This window comes from Klebsiella sp. YJ (assembly GCF_002108615.1).
Taxonomy (GTDB): domain Bacteria; phylum Pseudomonadota; class Gammaproteobacteria; order Enterobacterales; family Enterobacteriaceae; genus Klebsiella; species Klebsiella planticola.
Genome location: NZ_MTEG01000067.1, coordinates 1 through 8,036, shown reverse-complemented (window position 1 = coordinate 8,036; position 8,036 = coordinate 1). Strand labels below are relative to the sequence as shown.

The window sequence follows — 8,036 nt, the reverse complement described above, 5'->3', positions numbered from 1 at the left end:
GCTGGGACGGAAGTCGCTGTCGTTCTCAAAATCGGTGGAGCTGCATGACAAAGTCATCGGGCATTATCTGAACATAAAACACTATCAATAAGTTGGAGTCATTACCAAAAAGAGGGTGTGATCAAGCTGAAGCCGGGCGTGGATAAAGTAACCGCGCGCATTAGCGATATCGTCGAAAACCCGAAAAAGCTGAAGTTCCTGCCAAACGTGGAAGCCGCGCTGTTACCGCAGATGTATAACAACGACGAAGGCGATGCGGTGGTGATTAACGCCAACTACGCCATCGATGCCGGGCTGGATCCAGTGAAAGATCCTATTGCCGTTGAAAGTGGTGAAAACAACCCGTATGCCAACATCATTACCGTGCATCGTGGCGACGAGAAGAAAAAGGATATCGTAGCGTTGGTTGATGTCCTGCATTCAAAAGAGATCCAGGACTGGATCCGTACTAAATATAAAGGTGCGGTGATCCCGGTAAACAACTAATCTGCTTTTTGCCGGGTGGCGGCAGTGCTTTATCCGGCCTACGATGTCCTGTAGGCCGGGTAAAACGCGTTCGCGATGCCATGCGGCACCAGAGCTACACTCGCTCAATTCTCGCTGGCAACCCCTGACGCACCGACGCACCCGACACCCAGTCAAGCCAGGTATTGGCTACCTGTCGGGTTGGGTCCGCAAAACCCAATTCGTTGAGATTAATCCCCGACTTAATCTGCTCATCAAACGCCATCGGCTCACCGTCGAGGGTATGCTGTGCCGCGCCCATTTCTTTATGTCCGTAACCATGTTCAATGGCGATGACACCCGGCATGACGCCATGCAGCAGGCTTATCTGCGCTTGCGCCTGACCACCAGGGGTGGTGATACGCACGATATCGCCGTGTGCTAAACCATACCGCTGACCATCCTGTGGATTGAGCGCCACCAGATTAACCGGCTTCAGATGATGAAGGCGTGGGATCACCGCCGTGGCGCTGGACATGGTATTGGATTTGAAGGAAATCAGCTTCAACGGCCACTCTTGTTCCGGGAACAACTCCTCGACCGCACGTCCATCTGACAGACGTGATGGATACCAGGCCGGGCAGCCGCTGTAGCGCTCGCCAGTAATCGCATGGCGGTGCGCGGCGACGTTCGCATTCCAGATTTGGAGCGGTTTTTCCCAGGCATTGCCGACGCGGTTATCAACTCGCCCGCTGTTGTCCGGCGCAAAGCGCCCGCCGCGGGAGTAGATAAACGCCACTCGGCTGATTTCATCGGTTTTCAACGTTTGGGTCATCACAGGCATGATCCGCTGGACCCCGGTCAGCGCTATGTCTTCCGGCTGTGCTTCAGCAACCGGAGCTTTGCCCATAAACGCAATATTGGCCGCGAGACGCAGGTAGTAATCTTCCGCACGGTTCAACGGATAGTGATTACCTTGCGGATCGGTAATTGCATTGTCGCCGAATCCAGGTAGCCCGATGCGCTTTGCCACTGCGATACAGAAAGACTCCATCGAGGCCGGTTGACCGTCAGCCGTGAGGCTGGTCGCCGATCTGACAACTGGCCAACGCGCGGTGGTGGCTTTGCTGGCCACGCCCGCCCACGGAGCGCTGAATCCCCAGCTTTCGAAGTTGTGGGTATCCGGCACGATGTAATCTGCCAGCGCCGTGGTTTCGTTCATAAAGGCGTCAATGGCAATAAACAGCGGCAGACGAGCAGGATCCTTGAGCTTTTCTTCCGCCACGCCGCGTAACCCCGCAATGCCGTAAAACGGGTTGGTCATGTTGGAGATCCAGGCTTTCAGCGGATAAGGGTAACCTTCAAGCGCCGAGACGAGGAGTTCGGTAAGCTGACCGGCGACAAACGGATACCACGGCGCTTTAGCCGGGAAGGGCGATTGCCCGGCAGCCACCTTATTGCGGTACTCTTCCGAAGACTCATAAGCGGTTTTACTGCGCGCGATGCTTAACCCTTTCGGTTTTACCTTCCCGGCGAAGCTGTCCATGTTGTAGCGCGGACCGTCGGTGGCACCATTAAATTTGCCGCCGCCGACGAACACGCCGCCTTCAAGGCTGAGGTTACCAATAAGCGCATTGAGCATCATCACCGACCAGGCGTTATAAAATCCATTGCCTGCCATCATTCCGCCGTGCGTGATCACCGCCGCTTTACGCCCGTGGCGGGTGAATGCGTCGGCCAGAACGGCAATGTCTGCTTCTGACACCCCACACTGCTGGCTGTACTGCGTTAGCGACAGTTTCTCTGCGGACTCACGCAGACACTGGAAGCTGCTTTTTACCGTTACTGTCTGCCCGTCGGCCAGCGTCACTTCACGGGTAACAAACAGCTGAGCGCGCGGGCAACTGCTGGCGGCGACAATCTCACCGGCCTCGTTGACGACCACCGGCTCCTGGGCTGCGTTTGCACTCAGATGGGCGAGGGTCAGGTGTTGTCCGGCAAGCGTTGGAATTTCATCGGTAATCACCAGATGCGTTGCATTAGTCCAGCTTTTTTCTCCTGCCTGCTGCATGGCCTGCACGCCGGGAATGGCGAGATAATCAGCGTTATAGCGTTGTTTATCGATAATCCAGCTTATCATCCCCATAGCCAGCGCGGAGTCGCTTCCCGGTCGTACGGGCTGCCAGTGGCCGCGATCGTCAGCCAGCACCGTGGTTAATGGCAGGGCTGGCGCCACCACAACATAGCGGAAGTCGTCACGTAAACGGGCGCTGGCCAGCTGGCGGGCCTGGCGCTTAAACGGGTTGCCGGATTGCGCCGGAGAGGTGCCCATAAACAGCGCGAATTCGACGTTATCCCAGTCGGGTTTTACGTGGGTATTTTTATCCAGATCGCCCATTAACGCACCTGAACCGGCCCGATAGGCCAGACCGCAGTAAGCGCCATGAGCGCCGAAGTTTTTACTGCCGAAACTGTTCAGTGCGAAGCGACGTAAAAAGGTATCACGTCCTTCATCGCTGGTATTGGTGACCAGCAGTTGATTGGATTTTGGGCCAAAGCCGGGATGTTTCGCATCAAGCGGTGTAGTGGGATCGTGGATAGCTCTCAGACCATCAACGTGGCCTTCACCAAACAAATCCCCACCTTCCACCACCTCTTTGATCAGCTGTTCGAAGCTGATGCGCTGCCATTTTCCTTCACCGCGTTTACCGACGCGCTTCATAGGCTCCAGAATACGTAGCGGGCTGTACAGACCTTCGAGTAAGGTTGCACCACGGGCGCAGGCGGTAGAACGTGCGTCAAGACCTGACTCCCCGGTCAACTGTTCCATTGCCGTGGCAAAGGGGACAGAGGCGTCTATATGGTGCTCGTGCGACAACGGATGATAAGGGTTGCCCGCAATGCGCAGCACTTTGCCTTGCTCAGTGTCAACGCGAACCCGTACACCACACTGCGTCCAGCAACCAAAGCACTGCGTCATCGAGATCACCTGCTGCGGGTTTTGCTGCCAGTGAGGCCGGGCGTTGGCTTCGGGGATGAGCGCGTTGGCAAAAATGCGGTCACGGGTAATTTTGCCCGAGGTTCCGTCCAACAAACCGTCTATCGCGCGCTTTGCCACATCCCGATAACTCAGGCCAAAAGTCACCATGCCACCTACGGCAAGGCCGACTTTAAGCCACTGACGACGGGTTAAATTAGCCATGTTGCATTCTCCTTGCGATCGCGTTCAGGGCTTCACGAACAATAATAATCAGTGCTATCCACAGGCCGAAGGTACCCACAATAGCCAGCCAGCCATCGGTGCCGCCGGGCAGGGTATAGGGATTAAACTGCGCGTTAAATTTCGGTACGGTCTGCACCTGGATGAGTAACGTCCAGCGCATTAGCCAGCACAGCGCCATAGCGCTAAAAGCGAGTAATATGCGCAGCGGTAGCGATAAGGGGTAACGTACAACCAACCCGCAAAGAGCAAGCGAAACAAGCCATAGCGCAACCCAACCGATAGCGTAGTGTTGTGCTGAAGAGGCAACATCCAGCCACTGACGGATAGCCGAACCGGAAAGCGTATTCCCACTCGCCCAGATCGCCACCACGATAGCCAGCGCGATCAACGTGACCATTTGCCCCCACGCTAGCTTACGCGGTAGTGCGTCCTTGCTATTTGTCGTGGCAATAAGCAGGGCAAGAAATGTTTGCAGCGCGCTGAGGAACATCGCAACCGGAAAGGCGTAACTGAACCAAATGGGACGCGCCTGTACCACCGACACTTCACGGCCGGTGTAAACCAGCAATCCGATGGCGGACAGCGCGCTACCAAGTGCTAACCATTTTGTGACGCTGTAACTTTTTAGCGTTAGCCGTTTCACATGCTGCGCCAGAAACCACAGACCTAAAAAACCGGTAAACAGCGGTAAAAACAGCGCGCCCCACGGCATCCAGGACCATGGCGTCGGATACGCATAGAAGTGCCAGACGCGGGCGGTTTGGTGTAGATCAGCAGTCAGCGCCAGCGGCGCGGTAATCGCGCAGGTCAGGGCGATTAGCAGCGTCAGATTCTCCAGGTCTGCCGTTTCTTTTTTGCGCCAGTGGAGAACGCATGCGAACAGCGCGGCGCAGGCGGCAATGCCGATGAAAAAGAAATATTGTACGGCCCAGGGTAACCAGCTTACGTCCTGGGGATGGGCCAGAACCTCGTCGATAATCAGTGAATGGTTCATTTAAACCTCCTGCCAGAGAGCGGGTTGAGCACGTCCCATCAATGGGGTAACAAACGCCTCATCCAGCCCCAGATAGAACACGTGAGGAGACGTACCGCTTTCCGGCTTCAGGACTTTGATGGCATCATGGTGCTCATGCAGCATTTGCGAAATGCGGCTGTGCGGATCTTTAATATCGCCAATGATGCGCGCGCCGCCGACGCAGGATTCCACACAGGCCGGGAGCAGCCCCGCTTCGAGGCGGTGAACGCAAAAGGTACATTTATCGGCGGTTTGCGTTTCATGGTTGATGAATCGCGCATCATAAGGGCAGGCCTGCACGCAATAGGCGCAGCCCACGCAGCGTGTGTTGTCGACCACCACAATGCCGTCTTCGCGTTGGAAAGTGGCTTGTACCGGGCAAACGGGCACGCAAGGGGGATTATCACAATGGTTGCACAGTCGCGGCAGCAGGACGTTGGTAACGCTTTGCTGGCCTTCAATCTGTACTTGATACTGGTTGACGAGGGTACGAAATTCGCCCTGTGGCGTCTGGTTTTCAATGGCGCAACTGACGGTACAGGCCTGGCAGCCGATACAGCGTCGCAGGTCAACCAGCATGGCGTAGCGATGCTGTTGTGAGCCTTCGTGGCGTTCAGGCGAAAAGGGAAATTGCGCCTGAGCCAGCGGAACCAGTGATGCGCCAGCGGTCAGGACGCCCAGTCGCTGGAGAAACTGCCGTTTACTGCTGTCCATATTTTCTCCCGTCACGATGCAACAACGAAACATTGGTCACGCCGTTGATTTGCGTGTGATGAATAAAGAATCTCAATGATTTACAGTGTAAAAATCGTGACGGGGTATACTCTATTGTGGTTAACCACATACCCGGCTTGTTGTTGATCTAAAACAACATAATTGACAGGGACAATTGAGTGGGACGCAACGTAGTAAGATGTCTGACGGTACTGGCGTCGCTGTGGATGCTAAGTGGCGCGGTCAGGGCGCAGACATGGAACATTGGCGTTTTGGCGATGCGCGGGGAGGTTTCTACACGTAATCACTGGCAGCCGCTGGAAACCTTGTTGAATCAGCAAATCCCCGGTGAGCAGTTTCATATTCAACCGCTGGACCTGCGGCAGATGCAGGAGGCGGTGAATCGTGGAACGGTACACTTTGTGGTCACCAATCCGGCGCAGTTTGTCCAGCTTAACAGCCGCTCAGCGCTACGCTGGCTGGCGTCGTTACGATCCACCCGTGGTGGGAAAGCCACCAGTAACGTGATTGGCAGCGCCATTCTCGTCAGGCGCGACAGTGGGTTAACCTCCGCACACGATCTGATCGGCAAAACGGTTGGCGCCATTGATGCTCAGGCGTTTGGCGGCTATTTGCTGGGATATAAAGCGCTCAGTGATGCCGGTCTGCGCCCTGAACGTGATTTACGTCTGACGTTTACCGGATTTCCCGCCGATGCCTTACTCTATTTATTACGTGAAAAAGCCGTGCAGGCGGTGATCGTGCCGGTGTGCCTGCTGGAAAAAATGGATGAAGAAGGCCTCATCCGTAAAACCGATTTTATGACCGTGTTGAATCATCCGACTTCAATTCCCTGTTTAACCAGTACGCCGCTCTATCCGGACTGGTCATTTGCCGCACTACCTGTAGTGAGTGACGAGCTGGCCGATCGCGTCACGCGGGTACTGTTCAATGCACCGCAAAACGCGACGTTTCGCTGGGGTGCGCCCGCCTCGACCCGTGAAGTAGAAGCGTTGCTGCGCGACGTCCGACAGCATCCGCAGCAGCGTCAGCTGTGGCTGGATGTCAAAAGCTGGTTTATTCAACACCGACTGGCGATGGGGGGCGTGGTCATCGTATTGCTGTTGCTTACGCTCAATTACATCTGGGTGATGCTGTTGGTTCGCCGACGTGGCAGGCAGCTGGAGCGGAACAACGTGTTGTTGCACAAACAGGAACAGGCGCTGGAGACTGCCCGCCAAATGAGCGTGCTGGGGGAGATGACCTCCGGTTTTGCCCATGAACTCAATCAGCCGTTGTCTGCTATCCGTCATTATGCCCAAGGCTGTCTAATTCGCCTGCGTGGTCAGGATGAGCAGCATCCGTTGCTGCCCGCGCTTGAGCACATAGACGCCCAGGCACAACGAGGAGCCGATACGCTGCGCAATCTCCGGCAGTGGGTCAGCCAGGCACAGGGCAATCCGGTACTCACCGATGACTGGCAAGCCATCAACGTTCACGATGCTATCCATCACGTCTGGCAATTACTGCGTATGCCCCAGCAATTCCCGGCGATAACGCTGCACACGCAGGTTAGTAAGGCGTTAACGTTGATGCTGCCAAGCGTTCTTCTTGAGCAGGTGCTGGCTAACCTGGTACTCAATGCCGCCCAGGCAGGCGCTACGACGGTATGGTTTAGCGCCCTGCATAAGGATGGCGGCGTGCGTATTCAGGTGCAGGATAATGCCGGAGGTATTGACGAGGCTCAGTTGTATCAGGCGTTTCAGCCGTTTATGACCACCCGCAAAGAAGGTATGGGACTAGGACTGGCCATTTGTCAGCGACTGGTGCGCTACGCAAACGGAGATATTGAGATCAAAAATCAGCAGGCCCCGGACGGTAAAGCGGGGGCGAGAGTGACATTGTATTTTAAGCCAAATCAGGAAGGAGGCCGTAGTGGCGATAATTCATCTGCTGGATGACGACATTGCCGTTACCCAGGCCTGTGCGTTTTTATTGGAAAGTCTGGGATATGAAGTGTCTTGCTGGGAGCAAGGCGAGAAATTCCTCGCCGAGGCAAATTTGCACCAGGTGGGCGTACTACTGCTGGATATGCGTATGCCGGTACTGGATGGGCACGCTGTGCATGAAATCATGCGTCAGAAAGCAAGTACGCTGGCGGTGGTCTTTCTCACCGGGCACGGCGATGTGCCGATGGCGGTTGAGCAAATGAAACGTGGCGCGGTCGACTTTTTGCAAAAACCGGTGTCAGCCGTGCCGCTTCAGGCAGCATTAGAACATGCCTTGCAGGTCTCGGCAGCGGCGTTCTCGCGACAAGAGATCATCTCATGCTACCAACAACTTACGCCAAAAGAACGGGAACTGGTGCATCTGGTAGCAAAAGGGTTAATGAATCGGGAAATTGCTGATGCCATGAATATTGCCGTGCGTACGGTTGAAGTGCACCGGGCGCGGGTGATGGAAAAAATGCAGGCAGGAAGTCTTGCTGAGCTCGTTAATCGACTTCAGAGAATTCAGTAGAATGATAACATTTATTTGATTTTCATTGAATTTTGTCTAAATCACTCAGAGTGATATATGCTGTTGGTTTGAGTTAATGACGAGCGGGCAAAAATGGGAAATCAGACGAAAGACGACGAG

General features: G+C 55.1%; 6 protein-coding genes and 1 pseudogene. 4 read left to right on the top strand and 3 right to left on the bottom strand.

Annotated elements, in window-relative coordinates; genetic code table 11:
- On the top strand, nucleotides 1–91 hold a 91-nt coding region (locus BV390_RS29735; protein ID WP_024193989.1), incomplete at its 5' end, for an IS1 family transposase.
- Between the two features lie 5 nt (nucleotides 92–96).
- Nucleotides 97–486: pseudogene (locus tag BV390_RS29730) on the top strand (MetQ/NlpA family ABC transporter substrate-binding protein); the annotation flags it as partial.
- 94 nt (nucleotides 487–580) lie between these two features.
- Here the strand turns inward: BV390_RS29730 and ttrA are convergent.
- The 3 genes from ttrA to ttrB are packed head-to-tail and all read right to left on the bottom strand — an operon-like array spanning nucleotide 581 to nucleotide 5,396.
- Nucleotides 581–3,646, bottom strand: a complete 3,066-nt coding sequence (gene ttrA, locus BV390_RS29725) for a tetrathionate reductase subunit TtrA (protein WP_000002334.1) — start codon at nucleotides 3,644–3,646, stop codon at nucleotides 581–583.
- The gene (ttrC, locus tag BV390_RS29720) at nucleotides 3,639–4,661 is read right to left on the bottom strand and encodes a tetrathionate reductase subunit TtrC (RefSeq protein ID WP_001016644.1); all 1,023 of its coding nucleotides are present in this window, start codon (nucleotides 4,659–4,661) and stop codon (nucleotides 3,639–3,641) included. Before ttrC ends, ttrA begins: the two co-directional genes overlap by 8 nt.
- Nucleotides 4,662–5,396: a tetrathionate reductase subunit TtrB gene (gene ttrB, locus BV390_RS29715; RefSeq protein ID WP_000378466.1), complete on the bottom strand. Its 735-nt coding sequence runs from the start codon at nucleotides 5,394–5,396 to the stop codon at nucleotides 4,662–4,664. It abuts the gene before it with no gap.
- Nucleotides 5,397–5,623: 227 nt separating this feature from the next.
- On the opposite strand from ttrB, the gene ttrS reads away from it, so the two are divergent.
- Entirely contained in the window at nucleotides 5,624–7,357 is a 1,734-nt protein-coding gene (gene ttrS, locus BV390_RS29710) for a tetrathionate respiration histidine kinase TtrS (RefSeq protein ID WP_000948388.1), read from the top strand.
- Nucleotides 7,332–7,916, top strand: coding sequence for a tetrathionate respiration response regulator TtrR (ttrR, locus tag BV390_RS29705; RefSeq protein WP_009654065.1), 585 nt, complete (start codon nucleotides 7,332–7,334; stop codon nucleotides 7,914–7,916). The genes ttrS and ttrR overlap by 26 nt, the downstream gene beginning before the upstream one ends.
- The last annotated feature ends 120 nt before the right edge of the window (nucleotides 7,917–8,036 follow it).

Bases quoted from the DNA above. Each gene is read 5' to 3' on its own strand.
- ttrA (WP_000002334.1), bottom strand. From the start codon at position 3,646: ATGGCTAATTTAACCCGTCGTCAGTGGCTTAAAGTCGGCCTTGCCGTA.
- ttrC (WP_001016644.1), bottom strand. From the start codon at position 4,661: ATGAACCATTCACTGATTATCGACGAGGTTCTGGCCCATCCCCAGGAC.
- ttrB (WP_000378466.1), bottom strand. From the start codon at position 5,396: ATGGACAGCAGTAAACGGCAGTTTCTCCAGCGACTGGGCGTCCTGACC.
- ttrS (WP_000948388.1), top strand. From the start codon at position 5,624: ATGCTAAGTGGCGCGGTCAGGGCGCAGACATGGAACATTGGCGTTTTG.